This window comes from Mesorhizobium sp. M0037, from assembly GCF_040323635.1.
GTDB lineage: Bacteria > Pseudomonadota > Alphaproteobacteria > Rhizobiales > Rhizobiaceae > Mesorhizobium.
Genome location: NZ_JAMYVB010000006.1, coordinates 136,632 through 158,980, shown reverse-complemented (window position 1 = coordinate 158,980; position 22,349 = coordinate 136,632). Strand labels below are relative to the sequence as shown.

Annotated in this window: 16 protein-coding genes and 1 tRNA gene; 6 read left to right on the top strand and 11 right to left on the bottom strand. The window is 58.7% G+C overall.

Annotation, left to right across the window (positions count from 1 at the left end):
- Positions 1-73 precede the first annotated feature (73 nt).
- From NKJ78_RS12285 to NKJ78_RS12275, 3 genes are read right to left on the bottom strand one after another with little or no spacing between them, the layout of a single operon-like run.
- On the bottom strand, positions 74-3,481 hold the full coding sequence (locus NKJ78_RS12285; protein ID WP_352562456.1) for a UvrD-helicase domain-containing protein: 3,408 nt from the start codon (positions 3,479-3,481) through the stop codon (positions 74-76).
- 7 nt (positions 3,482-3,488) lie between these two features.
- Complete coding sequence (locus NKJ78_RS12280; RefSeq protein WP_352562455.1) at positions 3,489-4,109, bottom strand: hypothetical protein; 621 nt, start codon at positions 4,107-4,109, stop codon at positions 3,489-3,491.
- A complete protein-coding gene (locus NKJ78_RS12275; RefSeq protein WP_352562454.1) occupies positions 4,106-4,894 on the bottom strand; it encodes an RNA polymerase sigma factor in 789 nt (262 codons plus the stop codon). The genes NKJ78_RS12280 and NKJ78_RS12275 overlap by 4 nt, the downstream gene beginning before the upstream one ends.
- A gap of 601 nt (positions 4,895-5,495) precedes the next feature.
- Here NKJ78_RS12275 and NKJ78_RS12270 point away from each other — a divergent pair.
- A complete protein-coding gene (locus tag NKJ78_RS12270) occupies positions 5,496-5,774 on the top strand; it encodes a hypothetical protein (protein ID WP_502901623.1) in 279 nt (92 codons plus the stop codon).
- A gap of 839 nt (positions 5,775-6,613) precedes the next feature.
- Here NKJ78_RS12270 and NKJ78_RS12265 read toward each other — a convergent pair.
- The 6 genes from NKJ78_RS12265 to NKJ78_RS12240 form a co-directional block, all read right to left on the bottom strand.
- Entirely contained in the window at positions 6,614-9,913 is a 3,300-nt protein-coding gene (locus tag NKJ78_RS12265) for a UvrD-helicase domain-containing protein (RefSeq protein WP_352562453.1), read from the bottom strand.
- Complete coding sequence (locus NKJ78_RS12260) at positions 9,910-12,597, bottom strand: PD-(D/E)XK nuclease family protein (protein ID WP_352562452.1); 2,688 nt, start codon at positions 12,595-12,597, stop codon at positions 9,910-9,912. Before NKJ78_RS12260 ends, NKJ78_RS12265 begins: the two co-directional genes overlap by 4 nt.
- Before the next feature lie 279 nt (positions 12,598-12,876).
- The gene (locus NKJ78_RS12255) at positions 12,877-14,055 is read right to left on the bottom strand and encodes a hypothetical protein (RefSeq protein ID WP_352562451.1); all 1,179 of its coding nucleotides are present in this window, start codon (positions 14,053-14,055) and stop codon (positions 12,877-12,879) included.
- A 230-nt stretch (positions 14,056-14,285) separates the two neighbouring features.
- On the bottom strand, positions 14,286-14,798 hold the full coding sequence (locus NKJ78_RS12250; RefSeq protein WP_352562450.1) for a hypothetical protein: 513 nt from the start codon (positions 14,796-14,798) through the stop codon (positions 14,286-14,288).
- A gap of 388 nt (positions 14,799-15,186) precedes the next feature.
- Complete coding sequence (locus tag NKJ78_RS12245; protein WP_352562449.1) at positions 15,187-16,686, bottom strand: ATP-dependent nuclease; 1,500 nt, start codon at positions 16,684-16,686, stop codon at positions 15,187-15,189.
- Between the two features lie 110 nt (positions 16,687-16,796).
- A complete protein-coding gene (locus NKJ78_RS12240) occupies positions 16,797-17,036 on the bottom strand; it encodes a hypothetical protein (RefSeq protein WP_352562448.1) in 240 nt (79 codons plus the stop codon).
- A 228-nt stretch (positions 17,037-17,264) separates the two neighbouring features.
- Here NKJ78_RS12240 and NKJ78_RS12235 point away from each other — a divergent pair, with 228 nt between their 5' ends.
- The 3 genes from NKJ78_RS12235 to NKJ78_RS12225 are packed head-to-tail and all read left to right on the top strand — an operon-like array spanning position 17,265 to position 20,145.
- Complete coding sequence (locus NKJ78_RS12235) at positions 17,265-18,110, top strand: ABC-three component system protein (protein WP_352562447.1); 846 nt, start codon at positions 17,265-17,267, stop codon at positions 18,108-18,110.
- Complete coding sequence (locus NKJ78_RS12230; protein ID WP_352562446.1) at positions 18,107-18,355, top strand: ABC-three component system middle component 6; 249 nt, start codon at positions 18,107-18,109, stop codon at positions 18,353-18,355. Before NKJ78_RS12235 ends, NKJ78_RS12230 begins: the two co-directional genes overlap by 4 nt.
- Positions 18,352-20,145 (top strand): ABC-three component system protein, encoded by a 1,794-nt coding sequence (locus NKJ78_RS12225; RefSeq protein WP_352562445.1) that lies wholly within the window; start codon positions 18,352-18,354, stop codon positions 20,143-20,145. The genes NKJ78_RS12230 and NKJ78_RS12225 overlap by 4 nt, the downstream gene beginning before the upstream one ends.
- 98 nt (positions 20,146-20,243) lie before the next feature.
- Here the strand turns inward: NKJ78_RS12225 and NKJ78_RS12220 are convergent, their stop codons facing one another.
- Positions 20,244-20,465 carry a helix-turn-helix transcriptional regulator gene (locus NKJ78_RS12220; protein WP_502903271.1) on the bottom strand — a complete coding sequence of 74 codons (222 nt, stop codon included), beginning with the start codon at positions 20,463-20,465 and terminating at the stop codon, positions 20,244-20,246.
- Between the two features lie 186 nt (positions 20,466-20,651).
- Here NKJ78_RS12220 and NKJ78_RS12215 point away from each other — a divergent pair, with 186 nt between their 5' ends.
- Together NKJ78_RS12215 and NKJ78_RS12210 are read left to right on the top strand one after the other, a co-directional pair.
- Positions 20,652-21,293: a hypothetical protein gene (locus NKJ78_RS12215; RefSeq protein WP_352562444.1), complete on the top strand. Its 642-nt coding sequence runs from the start codon at positions 20,652-20,654 to the stop codon at positions 21,291-21,293.
- Positions 21,294-21,396: 103 nt separating this feature from the next.
- On the top strand, positions 21,397-21,891 hold the full coding sequence (locus NKJ78_RS12210) for a helix-turn-helix domain-containing protein (protein ID WP_352562443.1): 495 nt from the start codon (positions 21,397-21,399) through the stop codon (positions 21,889-21,891).
- Positions 21,892-22,117: 226 nt separating this feature from the next.
- Here the strand turns inward: NKJ78_RS12210 and NKJ78_RS12205 are convergent.
- Positions 22,118-22,194 (bottom strand) — tRNA-Arg (locus NKJ78_RS12205).
- Positions 22,195-22,349: the final 155 nt, after the last annotated feature.

The window sequence follows — 22,349 nt, the reverse complement described above, 5'->3', positions numbered from 1 at the left end:
TTGCCGCCGTTCGCTCCTGAGAGGGTAATTCCGGCGACTCCGCGAAACAGGAACCGAAAATCTTGGGCAAGCTCTACGAGAGGGTCAGCGGTCCTCCGGGCGTGGCTGCACAGATGAAAAAATGAGGACAGCGTGGGCACCGGAAAGGGTCGGGGTCCGGCGGAAAATGACCGGCTCCCATCCCTTTGAGTATCTCCTCCACCTTCGCTTCGGCCGTGTCGGTCTTCTTCGGCCTTGGCACAACCTCGACGCCGGTGTCGCTCGGATGCACGGCCTCGACCTGCGCGCCAGCGCCAAAGTGCGCATTCGCCGCCTTCTGGTACATCGAGTATTCAAGCTTGGCGAATTCCGACTTGCTGCGCTTACCGGTCCGCACCTTGCGGATAACGATCACGCCGTCGTCACGTTCGGCGATCTCATCCGGCCGGACGACTACGCTGCCGTTCCTGTAATTGATAGCGAGCGGGGCAGCTTCGCGAAAGCGGCGGCCGGCACCAGCTTCGAGCAAACCTACCACCAAGCTGTCGGCAAGTTTCCGATAGTCGGCGGCATAAGGGCTAATCAGCGGACCCTTCTCATTCCAGATGGTTTCCATCGCTGCGCTGGCAGCTTGGATCGTAGGGGTCGACTCCACACGCTGCTCTGCAAGCCAGGCGATAAATTTGTAGACGCATGCGTGGGTGCGCTCGAAAGGCGTCGACCGCCGCGCCGTGCCGATCTCCAGCATATGCGTGTAGAAAAATCGGCGAGGGCATTTCTCATACTCGGAAATGTGCCGATGGGATCGCTCCCATTCATCACCGGCCGCCAACTCGACCGCCCGGATCGGGCGCGCCGGCAGCCTTATCGAAGCGGGCGCTGGGATCTCATCAATGGTGCCCTTCAGGCGCGGCAGATAGTCTGATGGGTTTCGCGCCGAGCCATTCCGCTGCTTTTCATGAGCGTAGAGGTGCAGATGCGTTCGGGCGCGCGACATCGCGACGAAGAAGAGGCATTCCTGCTCTTGCTTATGAGACCGCTCTGCCTCTTCGCGCACATTTCCCGATGCGCCCTCGATCAATCCTTGGGGTACCGGGCAAGACGCGCGATAGCTTGCCGGGATTTGTGTCTTGACGAAGCCAGGGATGTGGACGGCTTCGAACTCAAGTCCTTTGCTGCCGTGAATGGTCATCAGCCTGACGGCATTCATATGAAGGGCTGCATCGGGCACCTGCCGCAAGTCCCGTTCCTCGGCCAGCAAGACAAGATTTCTCACTCGGTCCAGGGCCGTTTGTATGGGTGATCCGGTCGCGACAGGACTGTGCTCGCGGAGGAAATTCAAAAACTGCCATACGGCAATCGATTGCATTCGATCGCCGATGCCCGATGCGAGAGCCATTCTTCGAACGAGGTCGGTGCGATCGAGCAGATAGGTCGTCAGCAGATCCCAAGGATAGGCGCCCGACTTGACGTTGGCGAGATCGCGGGCCAACCGGCCGATGCCTTCCACGGCTTCGTTCGAGAGACCCGACACGCTCGGCAGTTCTTCAAGTTTCGTCAGGGCGACGCCTGAAGTGTCACTCAAGTAGCTGATCATCCGCTTCACGTCTTGCAGCGGAATGGCGTAGCGTGGCATTGCGCCGATACGGATAAGGCCGGCGCCAAAATGATCGGCGCCGAGCGAGAGAATACTCAGCAGGTCACGGATCTCTTCTCGTTCAAAGAGACTGCCGAGATGCAAGACGGGAATGCCCCGATCCTCAAGCGCCTGCGCGACTTCGTTCAGCCGGTCATTCGTCCTACAGAGGACTGCCTGGTCGCGAAGAGCAACGCCTTCCTTTTCCAGTTCGCGCACGCTGGCGGCAATGCCCGCGGCTTCGTCGTCCGGATCGCGCAGTGTGCGAAGCTGCGGTTTTGCCGGTCCCAATCCGCGCACGGCTTTCAGTGGCAGGTTTGCCAGCTCCTTCGCGATCGGCATATCGATCGAGAATTTGCCGAACATGTCGAGAATGCGCTGCGTCGATCGATAACTGAGCTCCAGCTGGCCTAAAGCTGAACCTGGGAAATCCGGCGCAAACGCGCTCATGTTCGCCGATGAGGCGCCTCGAAAACGATAGATGGACTGACGCGCATCTCCCACGGCCCAGAGGGTGCGTCCTTCGCCGGCAACAGCTTTGACCAGCCGCACGCTCGCCCGGTTCACGTCCTGATATTCGTCAACCAAAGCATGGCGGTGACGCATGCGGACGGCATTACGGACACTTTGGTCCCGTTCCATCAGCTTGGTCGGCAACATGATCAGATCGCCGAAATCCACGCAGCCACGATCGCGTTTCACCTCTTCGTAAATCTCGTAGATCGAAGCGATCTCCAGACATTTTGCGGCAACCTCCTGCAGTTTGTCGTCTGTAGGATCGGCATTATCGGCCATGGTCTGCGCCAGAACGCGGTATTCGCTCGCGCTCACCACTTCGTCTTTTGCGCGTGAAATCGACTGGAGAATTTCACGCAGCACCACAACGGGGTCCCACAGGTTGCGATAGTGCTTCAAAGGCAAGGTTGGCAGAATCGCTTCAAGAACGGAAATCGCGTCGCTGCGATCGAACAGCGTCGGCTCGGCCGTGAGGCCCAATTTGTCGTGGAAGCGCCTGATCAGATCGAGGCCAAAGCCATGAAAGGTGCCGACCCACATCGATGCGGCTTTTTCTCCAACCGCCTTTGACAGGCGTTCCGCCAATTCGGCAGCGGTCCTATTTGAAAATGTCAGCACAAGGATCGAGCTTAAATCGACATCGTCGTTGACTAGCGTCTCAATACGTCTGACGAGGGTACGCGTCTTGCCGGTTCCAGGTCCGGCTCGCAAAAGGTAGGGCGATCCGCGGTGCTGTGCCGCGACCTCCTGGGCGGTGTCTTCCTCGAAGACCGTCGCAGGCTTGCCAGCGGCAGGTCCGATAACCGGGAGCAAGAGAGCGTCCAGAATCTGTTGGCGCACTAGCGGCACAGGCAGCCCCGTTAGAGCGCAGATGTCCGCTGCAGTCGCTCCATCCTCAAGATGCAGGCGCTTCGCCACATCGCGCGGGAAAACAAGCTCGCGGGCGAAAACATTTGCCTCGAGCTCGCGCCGCTCCCGAACGCCGTAGTCCTCTACCTTTTGCAGCCCGACCGGCGCAGCCTCAGTGGACTGAGAGGGATCGATATCGCGTTCGGCACAATGGCTCGATTTCTTGTGGACGATAGAGTGGCCAATCTCATGAGCGACCAAGAGAGCGCGGTCGACCGCAGAGCCTTTGTTTTCGGCACAGATCGTTCCGCTCTGGTCGTCGAAAAGGGCTCGCCCGTTCTTAAGAGCCGTGTTTCCAGCTTCAAGGAAGACAATCGCGAGACCTAAATCCTTTGCGGCAGCCTCAACCAGCAAGAGCGGATTCAATGCATCGACGCCAAGGCGCGCGACATTCTCATGAAGCTGCGCCGCTAACCTCCTGATTGTCTCAAAGCTGTCCAAACCGTCCTCACATCTCCAGAAGCCGTTTTTGCTGCTCTGGTGTCAGTCCTGAGTTTCTAACCGCTTCCTCAAATGTCTCGCGTTTGGGTATTGTGGGCTTTTCGTCCGCCTTGAAATGTTGTTGAGCTGTCAAGGTTTGCGGTCCGCGAAAATGAGCAAGAAGCGCGTCTGTAGGTACGTGCAATTCATCTGCGAATGTCTGGCAGAAACCAGGGCGGGACTCGATCGTATCAGGCTCAATCTGCCGATCCCGCAATTTCATCACAAAGACGGAACTCGCATCTATCTTGGCAACAAACGCGCGAAAGCTCTCCCGGCTCAGCGTCGCGAAGGGATTCTCCACCGCTTCTGCCCTTCCGCCCGTCGCCGCCCTGTCGAGTTCATAGGCGACATTGTGGAAATGGCTGACGGCGCGTGAAACCGCAGGACTTATAGGGTCGTCAGCCGAGCCTTCGTCTTCGTCGTCGGCGCCGGATCCAAGCGCAAGCTGCACCGCGAAATCCGTGAGTACGTCGGCGTATTCCGGGTACAGCTTGGCAAATTCATCCAGCACTGCCGGGTCCGGGGCTGGCATGGCGAGGGCGAAATCATAAAGAACATCGCCCAGGGTTTTCTCTGTGTTGGTCATCCTTCATTCTCCTGGCGAAACTTTTTGAGGCGGGCTGCCACCTTGGCGAGCCGCTTGTTGATGGCCCGGCGGCTGACACCCAGAATCGTGGCGGCTGTAACCTCTGCCGGATCATCCGATGCGACCTTGTAACGCTCGATCAGCACCAACCTGACCGTATGTCGATCTTCAGGGGAGAGATCTTCGAGCGCTCTCAAGACCTGCTTTAGAAACACAAAATTTTCCTGCCGTGCTGGAGCGTGAGCAGCCGCAGAAAACCTTGCAAGGTCAGCTTCCGGGTCGACAGGGGAACCATCTTCGTCTTTCTCGTTGCCGAGATCGACGAAAATTTCATCACGCCTCGTTTCCTCGCGCAGGCGCTTGAATCGCAGCACCTGGAAAGCGTGATTAAAGTTCACCTCGTAATAATCCAGGGCGGTGCTGTCGTGGTTCGTGCCGACGCGCGCGAAAATTTCGCCGAACTTCTGCATGATTTCCTCGCGGATACCGCAGGCATCCGCCCGGCTTCCGTCGGGTATCGCCTTCTTCAATCTCGCTTCGCAGCGCGCCAGGAAAATCGGGTACAGCTTGTCTCCCATTGTCTTGTCGCGCCGGAGCCGCGCCTCGCGCATGAGATGCAAAAGGCATTCCATCGGCACGTAATCCGGATCCCGCAGGCTGCGGATATTCGCGCGATGAACGACTGTCGTGGCGTCTTGGGTCAAGGCTTTATTGATGCACGCTTCGATTTCCGGGCGTCGGGTGTACGGCACCCCGTCTTTCAGCTTGTTCAGTGGCCTGGCCATGTTTACCGCCTCGCGCGTAATGTTTGTGAGCGTCCACGTCTGGCCCGCTCTCGACCCCTTAATTCCGCGGGAAACAGAAACCGGAACCACCATCCAAGAAAAATCTTACGGAACGACCGACTTATTTGCAGCGGACTGACCGCCCAGACTTCCAGGGCGTGGCTCAGTTCAACTCTCCAGTGCCGTTGAAGCGGATACGTCGCCCGTTGCCAAGACGGTGACAACCTTTGTGGTCGCGGCGTTCACATCGCGCCTCCTGAACGGCTCTCTGCCGAACGGCCTCCGCACCGCGAACCGTTTGCAGCCCCACTGTCGTTGGTCGGGCAATTGCCTATGTATCCGCCGCCGCGCGGACTGGATTTATCGCGCTGGACGACGCCTGCGCTGCGCGCACCATCCCCCTCAATATGAGTGTTGCTGCTGTTGGGACTGAACGGATCGACGGTCTGCAACAGGTGATTGGTATTGTTAGTATTGCCTGAAGCCAGAGTCATTGTGTCGTATTTGTTTAGATAGTTCGCAGCACAGATGGGTACTGCCAGCTCAGCCACAAGGCAGAATAAACTTCGCCTATACATTGTCCCTGCTCCCCAACTCGAAGATGGCACGGCAGGCGTTATTTTGCAAATTTGCCAGTATGGCTGCCGCGCTATGGGCGATCGCTAAACGCTCATGCCTCCGCAAGGTTTGCGTCGCGGTTGCGCACAAGCTGGCGGCGATCATGCACGCCATCTGGAACGACGGGATGTCCTATGTCTGCGATCCGGCGGCAACCAAAACGGATGCCATTGCCCGCGCCCATGGCAACGGCCGCAAGCTTCTGGGTGCGCCTCGACGAGCGGTGCGAGGGCAGTTCAAACGTATGGTGCCCGCGCGCTGACGGTCGGCTTCTGAGCTAAGGAGATCAGCCTCGGCGGATGAGGACCGAAGCAGACCAGGAACGGCGGAACGCACGTTATCCTGCCTGCGGCCGTGCCGCGATGAGACGGCTGGACCGCGCTCGATTGCTTGTGACGATGCTCCGTCAGTCCGATGGAAGGGTGCGCCACGACGGTTCGAGCGCTGCATTCTCGCAGCCAAAACACCCCGTCGCAGAGCGCGCAAGATTGCTCGGTGCATCGGAACTCGACGCCCAAAAGCGGAATCGTAGCATAGAGAATAGATTCGTATATTTTCGTGGAAACAACGATGAGCGACGATGATTTCAAATTCTCGCCGAACATAACTGATTTAGATGGCAGGATAAAAGGGCGCACATTGCGCGTCGGTTGGGCGGTTGTTTTTCAATGACTTAGAAGGTGATTTTGCAAAGTGCGGATGTTTACCGCACATTGCAAGAATCATGATTTCTGAGCGATTTCAGCGGCGTAATGCAGTGTGCGGCTGCTCGGCGGGCAGTTGAGGAAGTGTAGGCCGGGAAGGGGCGTAGTCAGGTACGGCAGCGAGACGCTCGAAAGAAAACCCAGTTCTCGGAAGAGGACGCGGGTCCCTTTTATGCTGTCTGGTGAGCAGGCCACTGAGCGGGCGAACCCTCAACGTCGAATCTCGTCGACCTGGCTTGCGGTGACCAGCGGTTGACACGGCTGCCTGGGAGGTAGCCGTTGCGGCTCGGCCAGAGCCGACATCGCCAGCGTCGGCCTTAGAATGGCGGCCGAGCGCAGGCTTGTCGGCTGGTGCTCCCCGCAGCACTCAATGCATAGCCCACAAGTCGCATCGCGGTCACGGGCCCTTGGGCCGAGTAACCGCTATAGCCTCAAGCTCCGTCATATAGAGGATGAAGCCTTGATCGACTCCGGTTGCGTTCATGTAGAGACGCAGCTGCGTCGCATGCTTCAGCCGCTCATCAGGGCCTGGAAGGCGATCGCTCTTCCAATCGAACAGGGCTTTGATCTCACCGTCCTGTAGGGCCATTGCATCGACACGACCGGCCAGCATGTTTCCTTCCCCTTGGCTGCCCCATACCGGCACCTCTGCGACGAGGGCACCCCGCCATGTTGCAACCGCCGGATGGCGGATGCTGGCGAGCGCGGTGCGGCCCATCTCCTCTGGCAACGGCTGCCCGGCCTGCGGCTCCTGTCCCACGAGCTGCTCGAGCAACACTGCGGCGCGGGCCACCAAGGCTGTTTCGCTTTCCGCTACCTCGCCAGTGATAAGCTCCTCCATAAGCTTATGGAGGATCAGCCCCCGAACCCGGCCCGCTCCGACTACTGTGGCAGCGAGCTCGACAACCTGAATCTCCGGATTTGGAAGATCGATCGCAACAGAGCGATCTGGATCGGCGCGGCTCGGCTGCAGCCAGGCTAGTGTCGGCGACGCGGCGCGCACCCGCTCCGCCTCGTCGGAGAATGTTGCCCTATTCTGAACGTTGGTTTCTTTCGCCAGGGCTGCGCGCGTAAAGAGCGGCAGCTTGTTTACGGGAAACAGAGGCAACTCACCTTGCTTGAGATAAACCAGGCGGGACCAGCTGTCGGGTTTTGCCTGAGGCAAGTGTGGAATAATGAGCAGGTCCCGAGCACGTGTAGTGGCCACATAGAACATGCGCTTGCGCTCGAGGCGCAACAGACGCTCTTGTTCGGCTTGCGCCAACGACAACTCCGGCGGCGTGACGTCACCCACGATCCAATGGACAGTGTCGTCTGAAGCGCGATAGAGGAACTGCTTTTCGTGCATGAGCTTGGTGGTCGTATTGATCAAAATCACGACCGGCCACTCGATTCCCTTGGCGCTGTGCATAGTTACCAGCTCCACCGCCTCGCCGACAGGATCGACGCGCCCCTCTGTCCGTGCGGCGGCGGTGGCCCATCCCTGGTTGAGCCGCTGGACGGCGCCGTCGAGACCTCCGACGTCATCCCGGCGGAGCAGCTCGACAAGCATTGCGAGGTTGGCGAGAGCACGCTGGCTGTGCCCCTGATGCCTGACGGAAAGTATGGCGGCGAAGGTCAAAGCTTCAATAGCCTCGGCCAGCAGTAGGCTGGGGGTGGTGAAGCGGCGCCGGCGATGAAGTCGCTGCAAGATAGGCAAGATCGCCGCAGCTTGTGCATTGTGGATGGTGTCAGCGGGAGTAAGTAACCCAAAGCGGCGGGGCTTTTCGCCCGCACGGGTCGACATCAGCAGCGCATGGTCGATATCGAGGAGTTCCTCGTCGGTGAGGCCGCAAAGCGGGCCACGCATCAGCGCCATAAACGCAAGCCTGTCGGTGGGATCGGCGAGGGTCCGCAACAGCGCAAGTACGTCTTGGACTTCCTGTCGCCGGAACAGGCCCTTGCCCGCCTGCGAGGCGACCACGAGGCCTACGCCCTCAAGGGCGCGCTCGTAGCGCCAAAGCTCAGTGCCGGTGGGCGCGAGCAGCGCGACATCGCTGGCCACCAAAGCAGAAAACTTGCCATCCTTGCGTTCAACCTCGACAGCGCCGACTAGGCGCGAGCAGAGCTCAGCCACCTGTCGCGCTTCTTCGTCGCGATCCTCGGCCGGGGATCTGATCTCGGGCTCGATCAGCAGACGCGAGATTTCAGGCAGTTCGATACTGGTGCTCGCACGCGTCGACTTGATCGCTACGTAGTCCGGTTGTTCTTGACCGTCGAACACGGGGGCGAAAACCGAGTTCACGTGCTCGACGATGCGCGGGTGGGATCGAAAGCTGTCGGTGATCTCAACCACGCGTCCGCCAGGTTGCGCAGCAATGATCTTCCGCGCCTCGCGATAGCATTCGATGTCGGCGCCGCGGAAGGAATAGATGCCTTGCTTGGGATCGCCCACCGCGAAGAGGGCACCGGGACGAAGCCGTGCGGCCTGCCAGCTCTCCGGTTGCGAACTCGCTGCGATCGAGAAGATTATCTCCGATTGCTCTTTATCGGTGTCCTGGAACTCGTCGATCAAAATCGCCGCGTAGCGCCGGCTGAGTTCCTCGCGGATTCGCGGATTGCGGACAAGCTTGAGCCCATGCCGCAACAGATCAGCGAAATCGAGGCTTGCCGCCTGGTGTTTGCGCTCGGTGTAGTTCCTGATTGCGACATTTAGTTGCTTCGACAGCTTTTCGACCAGTGCGTTCGCCAACTCGCCGCGAAGCGTGCGATAGGCGTGATCGACGGTTTCGTAATGCCGAGTGGCCACGTCGTTGAGCTCCGCGCCACGCTCTGGGTCCGCGTTAACCCAGGACGTCTTGCGCCGATATGCCTTCAGCCGCGTCGTGTCGGCGACCATGCTAACCGACAGTCGCTCGGGATGGACGAGGATCCAGAGCCGCTTAAAGTCGAGCGGGCCCATAAGGCATTCGTCATAAAAGACCGACAACCTCTCAAGTTCCTGAAGGATGTCGGCAGTCTGACTCTCGATAGGGGCACCGGCGAACCAGCTTGAGAACGCCCTGATCGCTTCGACCAGCTCGCGGTCCGGCCGTGCAGCAAAGGAAGGCGCTACCGTCTCGGCTTCTGGGTGATCGCGTTTGAGCTCCGCCAGCTTCTTGATGCGCGTCAGCACTCCGGCAGGGTTTTCGCTTGCAAGAACGGCGATAGGATCGTCGGCGCTCGGCGCCTTCGACAAGCACTCCACCAGCCAGCCATTGAGCACGTCTTCGAACAACAGCTCCGCCGTTGTCCGGTCCATAATACGGGCTCCCGGATCGATGCCGATGTCGACCGCATATTGGGTGACCAGCTGATGGCAGAAGCCGTGAATGGTCGAGGCCGTCAGTTGATCGAGTTCAGGCCTCTTCTCCCGGAGTGTTCGGCGCATCTCATCGGGCACGATCTCATCGGGGAGTGCCGGCAGCATGGCCTTGGGCACCTCGCCAGCGATGAGCCGGTCGACATAGTCGCAGATGCGCTCGGCAAGTTCCCCGGCCGCCGGTTCGGTAAAGGTCACTGCCGCGATTTGAGCAGGTCGAAGATTGGTCGCGAGCAGCATCGCCACGCGCCCCGCAATGAGGGCGGTCTTGCCTGTGCCGGCGGCGGCCTCCACAAGCAACGTGTCGCCGAGATCGACAAGCACGGAACGGCGGTCAGCCTCATCGGAGAGCTTCATGGGCCAGCCCATAGAGGCAGGAGACCCGCGGCAGCCCGTTCGAAGCCTTCATGCTTGCGCGCGAGATAGCGATCGAGGTCGGCAGGCAGCAGCAGCCGCAACTCGTTGTAACGTTCAACCGCATCCGGTCCAGGCGGCGCTTCGCCGGCTTCGAGGATCAACGCAGCGGTCGCGATGCGGGCCGTTAGTTCGGCCTCCGCGCGAGCAAGCCGGTCGCCTGACAGCGCTGCAGTGGTGACGTCCCGATCGAGATAGACCAAGCGAGAAACCACAGCCGTATCATCGCCCAATAGTTGCCGGGCGACCATAGCATAAAGGGTGCGCTGGATTTCGCGTCCGCCATCTAGGACGACACTCCGGGCTGAAGACGGCACCGCACCGGTCTTGTAGTCCGATAGAATGACCATGCGCTGGTCAGCGCTAAGATCGAGGCGGTCGATGCGGCCCTCGAGTTTGACTCGGTAATCCCCGATCGCAAGCCCGACGGCTGCGATGCCCTTCCAGGGCGCGTCCTGCGCAGCAACGTTGTCGCCGAACGCCAACTCACTCCATGTGCGCGTGCCGAGGCTCGAGCCCTCTTCGTCAGAGGGCTTGGGCGTGAGCGCCCGCTTGCTGCGCCGCACGGCATCTTCAAGCGTATAGCGCCAGAGCGTTGGCGGCGGCACGGGGCGCGCGAGCGGCCACTGGTCCTGGAGAAAGCGGGCAGCATCGCGAATGGCGTCACGCAACTGCTCGTCACTTGCGCGGGTTAAGCCCGGAACAGGTTGAAGCCGGCCGATCGTCTCCTTGATCATCTCGTGAACGAGCTCCCCGACAACAGCGGGTTCAAGTTCGAGCGGGAGGGTGGCCCAGCGCGGCCGATACAACTCAAGGCCATATTTCCAGATGAACGCGAGCGGATCGCGCAACAGGCGGCGCAAAGTAGTAGATGAATGCGGTCGCGAGAAGATCCGGGCGACAACGGGATGGTGTGGCCGCAGGCGCCCATCATGCGCTGTGACCTCGCGCCGGTTCCAGTTCGTCCAGGCGAGCTGCGCCGCGGCGATCCGCAGATCGCTTCGCGCCTCCGCAGGACGCGCCAGCAGGCGATCAGCCTCGTTGGCTGCATGCACCGGTATTCTGGTCCGGGGCAGGTGTATGGCTTCTGGTGTTTTGGCGGGCCAGAGCGGGCTCGGCGAGAGCAGCGTCCCTTCTGCGGAGCGGGAAGAGCGAGAAATGACACAAGCGCCGCTCGCAGCCGACACGAGGATCGAAAAATGCTGCCGGTCCAGCGACGTGACTGATAGCCGGTCGGGTCGCAGTGGAGCAATGCGTGCCGGCAAAATGGGATCGTCCGCATCTGGACGTGGCCAGTTGCGGGTACTCACACCCATCAGCCTCATATATTTTCGCGGCGCGCTGGCGAGTTCGGCCGCCGGCCCCCAGACAACGCTATTGCCCGGCTCGAAATCGTCAGCGACCCGGAGGGTCTTCAGTGTCGTCGTCAGCGCGGCTGCCGGCGCCTGGCGCAGAGCGTCACGCCAGAGCGTGAGGCTCTTGCGGGCGAGGAGACGCTCTCCAGCCTCTGCGGCTTTGCCGGCGCCCCCCTCAAGCAGGTCGAGGATCGGTCCAAGCACCTCCATGGCTCTCATCGACGACTCGTCGCCCGCCGCTTCGAGCGCGCGACGCCAGTGTGCCGCCGAAAAGAGGCCCGCATCCGGTTTCAGGCCGCGCAACAACCGCAGCGGTAGTTCCTTGCGCAGATATGGTGAGAGCCGTTGAAGGCGTCGTACGCGATCCTGGCTCAGCCCGTGCAGCAGAACATCGGCGAGGGCCGCGCAAGCCTGACCTGGCGCAGTACCGAGGGCGGGCCGGCCATGGCAGAAGTGGATGTTGATCGTTTCGGCGGAGAACACCTGCAGATGCTCGTCCCAAGACGATGGTGAGGCGGCTACTAGCGCAATGTCAGATGCCTGCACGTGTCCCGAACTTAGCAGCGAGCGCACCCAGCGCAGTGCTTCGATCGCTTCGGAACGCGGATCAGCGCAGATTTCAGCAGCGCTAATCACTCCGCTCCCTGAAGCGATCTCCAACGGCCCACCTTGGAACCAACTGCGGTCAGTCGTGCCGACGGCAAGCCAACTGACCGGCAGGCGCTCGGTGATCACGGCAAGCAGGGGGCGCCATACCGGATCTACATCCAGCACGCGCTTGAGCACGACGCTGTCGAAGAGCTTCACACTCAGATCCGCGTTGGCGATCGCCGCAGCCGCGAGGTCGGGCGGCGCGAGCATTCCGCTTGGCAAATTTGCGCGCACGCCTCTGTCCAGACGGTTGAGATCGGCCGCCCGGTCTGAGGATCTCGCGAGATCGGCCAGCGGCGTAGCTTCACGCCACGCAGCCGCGAGCGATCTCACGACTGCTCGTCCCATTCCAGGTAGGCGGCGCACTGAGTGCAGCTCTATCAGCTCCGCGCCGACGAGTTCGACGTTGACCGCGCCATAGATACTGGCTCGGTCGGCTGGACGCGCGAATCCTCCCGCTAGCCTCGCCGCTAGCAACGGCAGGGTAAGGATTTCGACGCCATGCTGTCCCGTTTTCGCCGCCTCGAGGCGAGCCATCCGCATGGCGAGCGGTGTGTCAACGATGACCAATCGGCGACGCAGCAAATCCTCGTCTACCTTCAGTTGAGCCAGTCCGGACATCCAGCGGCAAGAGCTTCCTAGTTTGCCCCTCGTATCGATGAAAGCAAGACGACTGGACGCCTCATGTCATAGTGCCGACGGCTTTGAGAGAAACAGTTTCCCAATCGGTGTTGAGACAAGCGAATCAGCGGCAGATGCCGCTTCGAGAAATCCGTCCTGCGAAGCTTGATTACGCTTGCACGATTGCCTGGTCGGCCAGCTTTGCTAGGGTCTCAGAGCCCAATCCGTCGGGCGTGGAGTCAAGATTACCACGGATTGAATCCGGCGACCGCGCGATTGTCAGCATCGCCGCGCTCCTTCTCCTTCGCTTGCAAGAGGGCGCTTGGCGGCCGCCATTGCATCGCGAAACGCGAGCGTCACGAAGTCCCTTCCCTGATCGCTCCTCTGTCCCCGCTCGGTTAGGACTGCTCTCATCTCGTTGGTCGTCGTCAGGATGTTGGACATCGAATTGGCGTGAGCGATTGCTGGTTCGCTTCCCACCAATTCCACGCCCTTATGCAACAGGTAGGCCTGGAAGCGGTACACCTGTGCCGCAATATCGCCGGCGCTGCCGTTATTGACTGCATCCACGCCCTCGAATTCGATTAGCGCGTCGAAATTGCGGATGGGAAGAACTTTATCGTCGAACTGCCGGAAAAGGATTCCGGCTCCACGTGACGGGTCAGACATATTCCTGAGGTGATAGCTCTCGTTCTTCCGAAGCGGGCCAAAGAACTCACCATCCTCGCCGCGCTGAGCAATGGGCTGGATGATGCGAATCGCCGCCTTTAGGAGGGGGTAGTCCACAATGGGGTGCGTAATCTTGCGCGTCATCGCATGACCCTGAAAGACCACGCGCCCAGCGAACTCCCCGTCGATCTGCCTGTTGATGCGCTCCGGATGCCAGAAGCCACAGCCATCGGAGAATGCATAGTCGCTGGATGCGTTGAACAGGATAATGTCGTTTACCCTGAGTGCGAAGCAGCTAGGCTGGTGCTGGAAAATCAGGCTCTCTATGCCGAACGCATTCAACCCCCTCGCTTGCCCATCGAGAGTGTAGAGGTAGAGCAGACGATCCTTCGTGCCGATGCGATTACCGACATGCAGATGAGGATTGATGGTCTCCATCGTCTTCTGCAGAATTAGCTGGTTCAGCCAAAGGCAGACACGAACCTTGTCGAGCCAGTCTAGGAGCAAGAAGTACTGGCGAGACGTTATGGGTCGCCTCTCCAGCAGTGCCAGCAAGATTGGCTTGACCGCTGCTTCCAGAGCGCTGTACTCCGCATTGCAAGCCTCGCAGGCCGGCATAACCAGAGCTGACCAAGCGAATTTGATTGGTTCACCCGTTTCCGGGTCGAATGCCATCGTCACGACGCGACTTGGGTCGCCCGTGAGCTCAAGCAGCCATTTGGGAAGGATATGCTCCCGATTTTTGTTAATCGCCGGCTGGCCGCAGAAAACACAATGCCGCCTTTTCACACTTAAATCCCGCCCTTGATTTCCGAAATCGCTCGTCCTCGCCGCTCCACGTTGATCTGCGGGGTTCTCTCAATTTGCCCGACTGGGTCCATTTTGCGGTTCCGCCCGTTGGAGCAGCGAAGTTGGTGGTGGACTGTAAGTCAGGGTCCGACAATCGCATGAACCAACGACATCGTACGAATGGCGCCGCCGCTGTCTTTTGCCGTCCTGAAGGCGCAGTGCCGATGCGATTACTGGTACGAAGTGAAATCTCCGCTTAAAGCTTCGTCGCTCTTGATCACCGCTTCGAGTATGATCAACCCGTGCGAAATCAGCAAGTTATCCCTATCCCAAGTCTGCTGATCACCCTTCCAGCCTTTGCCGCCATGGAAAAGGTTGTTTCTAGCTTGGGCGAGCCGCCGCAGTAGGATACAGGGGAACGTGTCATTGTATTCTATATCAGCCCAGTCTGGTCCTGCACCGTTCCACACTTGGCCTTTGGGCGGAAATTGTTGATAGTATGCGACAGCGTCACTAAGCGCTCTATCGTTCTGAATGGCTATATGAAATTTATCTTTGATATTGTCGGCTACATCTTGCAGATTGATCTTTAGTTCTGGAAGTTTTTTACCTTGAAGAGGTGGCTTATAAACATATCGCGCTACTTTGGCGGCGTATTCATATCGGGCATATACCACGAAAAACTCAAAAGCCGCATCGTTTTTGATGTGCAAATTGCCGATTGCATCATCAGCTAGCGACATGGCGTAGATCCTTTGTCCCGAGAACGATGATGCTAGCGGAACCAAGACGCGCTTGCATCGGCTAACATTCGTTCACACAATACGAAAGGGTGGCGGCTTGCCCTCCCAAAAGTGTGGCGAAGGAATTTAGGTTCATTGGAACGCCTTGCCAGGAGCGTAGACGGCTGTAAGACCTTAGGTTGAGCTGCGGTTTCCGGCTCAGAGGCCGTCTCCGTCGAACGGAAGTTTTTCCCCTCATAAGGCCCAAAAGTTGTCGGTCAGCTGACGGTCCCAAACAGATCGATGATCATTTCTGCTTTCGAGGTCGAAGAATTTCATGTCTGCAGCACCGCCTGGTGCACGCCGCAAACCGCGACGTTCCGGGTTAGTTCTGGTCATCCTGTACGACCTACGTGAGACTGCCGAACAGTGTCATGAACTCTGGCTTATACGTCGCCCACTCCAAGTTTGCGAATAACCCACTCAATTTCTCTCGGACTAACTCGTCTGTGCCCTGAGTGCGCGTCTTCAAATAGTCCATCAGTTCATTGATGCTCTTTTTCGCCGCCTGCCTTTTCGCAGGGCCCGTCAGAGACGTGTTGTATTTCCCCACGATGCTCCGAACCTGCAACTGGTTGTCGCCGCACCTTTCCCGGAGCTTTTGCTCAAAGCCCGTCGCGTTGCTGGCTGCATAATCCATGAACCCAACTTCTGGGGTGAAGGGGAGAAACGCGATATATTCCTTTAACTCCTGATGCTTCGCCAATTTCGCGTGATTTTTCGCATTCTGCCACTGGGTCAGGGTCTCGGTCGCGACGTCCGCATCGAGAACGGCCTTTTGCCTTACAGATGCAGGTAGGACCGAGCGATTTCGGTCTAGAAATCCAACAACCTCGTTAAAGCCACCCACTGGAACAATTTTGGCTGAGGGGCGAAGCGTGGGGTCGCCGTATTTTTCGTCGACAAACAGTTCGAAGAACGCATTCAAGAAATCCCGGGCGAAAAGGTCTTCCACGTACAGCATGATGTCAGGAAGTGTCTCTTCCTCGGCGGCGATATTACCAATAGCGTAGGTTGGGAAACAGCCGACAACGGGGCTGATTATTCCGTCATCCTGCCTCTCCAGGTAAATGATACGATTGTGATTTATGGTCTTAAGAAGGGTGACTGAGTGCGTAGAAAAGATCACGGTCAGCGATTTTTCTTTTGCTTGTTTTTCCAAATAGCGGAGTAACTCGACCTGCGCTCTAGGATGCAGCGCCATCTCGAGTTCATCTACGATAATCATGCTGTTGTTTGCGACATCTTTCAGTAGCCGCAGAAGCTTTAGAACGCACAGCTCTCCCAAGCTGAAGTGCTTTTCAGAGTGGTAAGTCTGAGGCGTCGTGCCCAAGGCCAACACGAAAGCATTGTTGCCGATGCCTCGAGTCAGATTGATTGACCGCAAATTCGTGAACTTGTCTGTTTGAAAAATTTGGTTGGCCGCGACCAAAATCTGCTTATCAACGGTTTTGACGTGACGGGTATCAAAGTCTTCGGGCCTGGGAGTTATGCGGTCTGCAGTGGCCCCAACGTAGGTGACTGACGCGTAGCCAAAATTCCGGAATAGATGTGAGGCACTTCGAGGCCGTGGCGTCCAGCGTGCACCACGATAGGCGTATTCTACCTGTGAGCCATTAATCTCGTAAGTCACAGTCCCGGTAGCATGATTGTCGAGACGCTCCGAGCGCAATGATGAGGGAAAGTGTACGGGAAAAGCATTGGCGCTACCAAGCCGTCGAAGGCAGGCCAGCAGAGATGTCTTGCCAGCGCCGTTGGCGCCCGTGAGCAGCCAAACTCCGCGATCTGGGATTGAGAACTTGAGGCGTCGGATGTTACGCAGATTGCAAATTTCTATCGAGCCAGGCATTTGCCCCCCCAAGATTCAGCTCAAACTCAATGACACGTAGTGTTTATCCGGAGTCCTCGCGGAAATGCTAGTAGCGGCCCCACCTGCTAGCCGCACTGCAATGAAAGGGGTCACGGCAACTTTTGGGAGGCCGTGAGGATTCTTGAAGTGTCGGCGGTCGGCGGCGGAACGGCGGCTTCGATAAGAATTTGTCCGGAAGCGGCCGATCCGCAAGCTTGCGCCTCACCTAAGCCGTTCGGGCGGTCATCGTCCGGAGGCTGAAAGCGGCCATTCGAACGCAGAACAACGGTCGGGTGATCCGAGCCAAAGACAACTACGCTGTTTACCGTTAGCTTTGCTTTGTAAGCCATCCTCGAGTCGTCTCCGAAACAAGGCCACGACGATCCATGCCTCGGGCCGTCACTTGATCGAATTGGCTTAGTATTGATGATGGTTGGCGGTTCGCGCTCGGTTATGATCAAGTCTGGGGTTTCACTTTGACGCACTCGCTATCCCGAAAAAAGGCCATTCGGGCAGCACTAGAGCTGAAGTTGCGGAGGTCGAAAGGGACACGCCTCCAGGAGTTTCTTTCCGAACTGATGACGGCGATACACGGCGACAAGTTTCTGCCGATCGGAACCGACTATTCCCGCGGTGACCTCAAATGCGACGGGCTTCTGCAGGATCCGCTGACCATTTTTGCTTGCTATGGCCCCGTCAATGCTGGCGCCAACGCAACCGAAGCGGCGATTAAGACAGCGATTGCTAAGGTCGATACCGACTTCGCCGGCGCTCTTGAGCACTGGCCCAGGCTCAAGGTTTGGAAATTCGTTCATAACTATGTCGAGCAACCGCCCGCGCAGATCGTCCAGAAGATCCTGGAGCTGCGCGACCAAAACAGCACGAGTAAGATCGAACTTTTCGGTAAAGAGCAGTTCGAGAATGCGCTGCTCTCGCTCGACACCGAGGCGATCGAGGCGCTCGTCGGCGATGCTGCGACCGACGAGGATTTTCGAGCTCTCCAGCCGACAGTCGTGTTATCCGTTGTTGAGAGCATCATGGCTGTAGTCGATCATCGCCATGTCCCGGACGACGGTCCCGTCGAAGTCCCACAGCAGAAACTGCATTTCAACGGCCTGTCCGCGCACTCTCAGGACCGGATAGTCAAGGGTATGCAGAACGCCATTCGAGTGGCCAAACTCGTGCAGGATCATCAGGATCCGCTGCTTGAGGGCAATCTTGCCGGCGCCTTCAAAGCCAAATATCTCGACTTCAAGGCACAGAGTCTCGATCCCGACGATATCCTCTTCCATCTTTACGATTTCGCCGCGGGCGGGGGAAAGACGTCCGCCGCGCTCGATGTGTCGGTATGGAGCCTCCTCGCTTATCTGTTCGAGAAATGCATGATTTTTGAGGATAAGCCGGTAACGACGAGAGTGGCATGATCCTTCCCGGTAAGAACCTGCAGCCCGACAGGGCGCTCCTGACGATCGGCGGCGACATCCTCGCCGTCCTAGGTCAGCAAAGCTCGGTGTCTGGGGTCTGGGAAGCCGTGCAGGCACGCAGGTCGAAACGCGCGAACGCCTCGCCGTTGCCATTCGACTGGTTCGTCTTGGCCTTGTCACTTCTTTATGCCATTCAGGCGATCGAACTGCACGACGACCTGCTCACTAAAAGGTCGGCCGCATGATCCGCTCGATCAGCAGCACGCTGCCGTCGTTTAAGGCGCTCGTGTTCAATTCTGGCCTCAACATCATCCTGGCTGATGTCGCCGAAACCTCGACCGATCGGCACACGCGAAACTCGGCGGGCAAGACAAGCCTCGTGGAGATCCTTCATTTCCTGCTCGGCAGCGACGCCGGCAAGACGTCGCTGTTCAAGCATGTCGAACTTATCGACCACAGCTTCACGGTAGAGTTTCTTCTTGGTGATCGCTGGGTGTGCGCCACCCGCTCCGGCGCCAGCGATGACAAGATCATCCTGTCGGCGGCAGATGCCGAAGCGCTCGGCTTTACACCACCGCGGGATCTGTTCGAGACCGGCGACGAACCTACCAGCATCTCGCTCGACAACTGGAAGGGAGTCTTAGGCGCCCGGTGGTTCGCCCTGCCACATGACCGGTCCGGAACCGCCTTTGACATCAAGGGCGCGCCGAGCTTTCGGCAGTTGGTCGGCTATTTCGCGCGCCGGCGCAAAGTCGGTGGGCTCAGCAGCATCGAGAAGAACAGCAGCGACCAGCAACCCAGCAGTTGGCAAGTGTCCCTGTCCTATCTGTTGGCGCTCGACTGGCGCGTCGCCCGCAGGTTTCAGGACATGCGGGATCGCAAGAAGGTGATCAGTGCGCTGAGCAAGGCGATTAAGGACGGAGATCTCGGACAGATTTTCGGCACGACCGCGGAAATCCGGCCCCAACTGGCGCGGGCAGAGGAGCAGATCGAAAAGCTCCGCACGCAGGTTGAGCACTTTCAACTCCATGACAGCTACCGCGAACTCGCCACTCAGGCTTCGGCGCTAAAGGACCTTGCGACCGAGCTGACATTCGCACTCGCCGAAGCGGATTCGGCGGTAGACTATATGACCAAGGCGCTCGAACAGGAGACGCCGCCTGCCTATGCCGATGTTGAGCGGCTCTATGCCGCCGCCGGTGTCGAACTTCCGGATGTCGCTCTGCGCCGTTTTGACGAGGTGAAGGCATTTCAGGCATCGGTGGCCACCAATAGGCGCCTCTATCTGCAGGAGCAGATCGACGAGATCGTCACCCAGCGCGACGGTCTGAACCAACAACTTGAGGATGCGACCAGCAAACGGACAGACATCCTGCAAACGCTCGAGGGCAAGGGCGCCTTCGAGGATCTCATCCGTCTTCGCGAGCAGTTCGGCGAACTCGTCAGCCGTGCCGAGACCTTACGCAGCAAGCTCCAGCATGCCGCGACCCTCGAGAACAACAAGGCCCAGCTCAAGGCCGAAGCTGCGGATCTGGAGCTGATGCTCCAGCGCAGCTACGAGCAGGCGGAGGACAGCATCAAGCGGGCAACCGTGCTGGTCGATCATGCGATCACCGAGCTCTACGATGATCGCACGGGCAACCTCATCGTCGAGGCGTCACGATCCGGTCCGAAATTCCGTATCGAGATTCAGGGCGGCGGCAACAAGGGTGGCATCGACATGATGAAGCTCTTCTGTTTCGACACCGCACTGCTGCGTATTGCGTTCGACCGCTTCGCGCCGGGGCCGCGGATGCTTGTACATGACAGCCATCTGTTCGACGGGGTGGATTCCCGGCAGGTCGCGCAGGCGCTGGTCTACGGCATGGGAATAGCCGGCGAGGTGAGCGGCCAGTATATCGTGGCGCTCAATAGCGACGAGCTCGACAAGGCCGAACTCGCTAGCGACGTTTCGTTCAAGCCATTCGTCAATCCGGTCAAACTCGCCGACGACGAGACCGGAGGACTTTTCGGTTTCCGCTTCGATTTAGAATAGCGCTCCGGACCGATACGGACATCGCAGCGCATACGGCACCGTGCTATTTGGCGAGGAACAGCTACGTCATCCAGAACCTGTCTTACAGCTAACGGCCCTTAACGGACTTCCATTTTAGGGTCGTCTATTCTGCGTGAGAATCGGACACCTGGTCCGCCGCCGTTCTCGGATATGAACTCTATCCCTGCAGTCTCTAGGGACTGCTGAATGGCGGTCAGGTTGTTACGATGAGGAATCCGAAGCCCTCGTTCGAAATCGACCACCGTTGCGCGAGAAACGCCCGCCGCTTCCGCCAGTTGGTTTTGGCTCCAGCCGAGCATCGCCCTAGCTCCTCTGCACTGCTCAACCGACATCGGGTTAAATTTGGAAATCATACTTTTTGCTTGACTTTGTAATGAAAGTCAGTCTAAATGGCTGACATTGAGGAGAGGCCACGAACTCGGTTGGTTACATGCCAACGCGTTTGCGCCAGCCTGACCACTACCAAGCTGGACGGAGCTCGGATCATGGCTGATTCCGACAATACCACGACTTTGCCCCTCGTCACGGGCAGGACCGTAGCTGCCCGAACAACAAATGCAATGGTGGGGTCGCGGCACACCGAGTTTGTTCGCAAGGCTCTGGAAGAGGACCAATCGGGCGATCCCGCTGTAACGGTGTGGCGCCATTGGCAGGACGCCCACAAATTGACCGAGCGGCTGTGCCGTGAGCAACAACGCTTAGAGCGGAAGCTCGCCGAAACCATTGGTTTTCCGCGTGCGACGATACTCTCGAATGGTACGAGTGTGACACTGCATTCACTGAAGGGAATTCGTGAATCACTAGGCGTCGACCCCATCGACGCAACAGTTCTCGCGAAGGCTGAAGCAGACTTCGCGGCCCATCAGGCGCGCTGGGATGCTGCCGACAGGGAAATTGGGTACTCTGCCGCGATGCTTGCAGAGCACGAGGCGGCCAACCGAGCAGAGGCCTTGCTCGAAGAATTGTCTGAAACTCCTGCCACTACGCTTGCCGGCATAGGAGCCAAGCTTGATGCTGCGCTTAAGGAAGGTCAGTCGTCTGAGGACGATGCCGAGTTTCCCTGGCCCCAAATCCGCTCGGCCATCGAGGATATTGTCCGGATTAGGCGGCAGAGAGAGCCGAGTTGAAGGCGTCCATGCCGTTTCGCGCAGGTCTGTAACTCCCCAAGCATTCGGAAATTTGCTGACTGGCGGCGCACCGCGACAGACTCACATTCCGGGGAAGTGACCCATGCAAAAGCGAGAAGCGTTGTCAGAACAGAAACCGCTTTCCGCTGTTACGGCGTGGGCAAAACCCAAACCTCAACCGAGCCCTCATCCCGCTGACAAGCATGTCGGCAGGCAGATTGCGATCGTTCGCGTACAGTCGGACGTAGCGCAAGCCCAGCTTGCCCGATCCATAGGCATCAGCTTTCAGCAGCTCCAGAAATACGAGAACGCAAGGAATCGTGTGAGCGCCTCCATGCTCTACGAGATCGCCACGTCACTTGGCGTTCCCGTCAGCCGCTTCTTCGAAGGCCTGCCGGGCAACGAGACCACCCGGGATACTCGGCCTCTGCCGGTAGACGAGCGCATAGACTTCATCGCCAGTGCGGAAGGCCGGCGTCTCGTTGAGGGTTTGATGAATCTCAATCGACGCGTGCGCGGCCGGGTGGCGGCCTTGATCGCCGCATTGGGGGAGGAACTGGCGGTCCTCGATACGGACTGCGGCAGGCGACGACCGTAGAACGCGCGCAAGACGGCCCAGGCCGGCAGGTAGTCACCCCAGTGAATCTGCTGTCGCCACGCTGAATCCGCTATTTGCCACAGGGCACTGCACCTATGGTGCGATTTTGTCGCCGGGGGGCGCCGACTGTTCAAAACCGGCTGAAAAACCGGCTGAATTCCAAAAATCAAGCCGGCGCTGACTCGCCTAATGTGTCAAAAAGCGCAGGGAAATCAATTAGATGGAATGGCGCGCCCGAAGAGATTCGAACTCCTGACCCCCAGATTCGTAGTCTGGTGCTCTATCCAGCTGAGCTACGGGCGCGCAACAGGCCATGCTTTACATAGCCCCGCTAACCGATCCTGACGACCGGCCGCGACAAGACGTGTTCCCTAGCGACTGAATTTCCGAAAAGCAAGCCAATCCGGCAAAAGTTTTGTCGCAGCTGCTTTCGACGGTGCCGATCAAGGGGTGCTGAG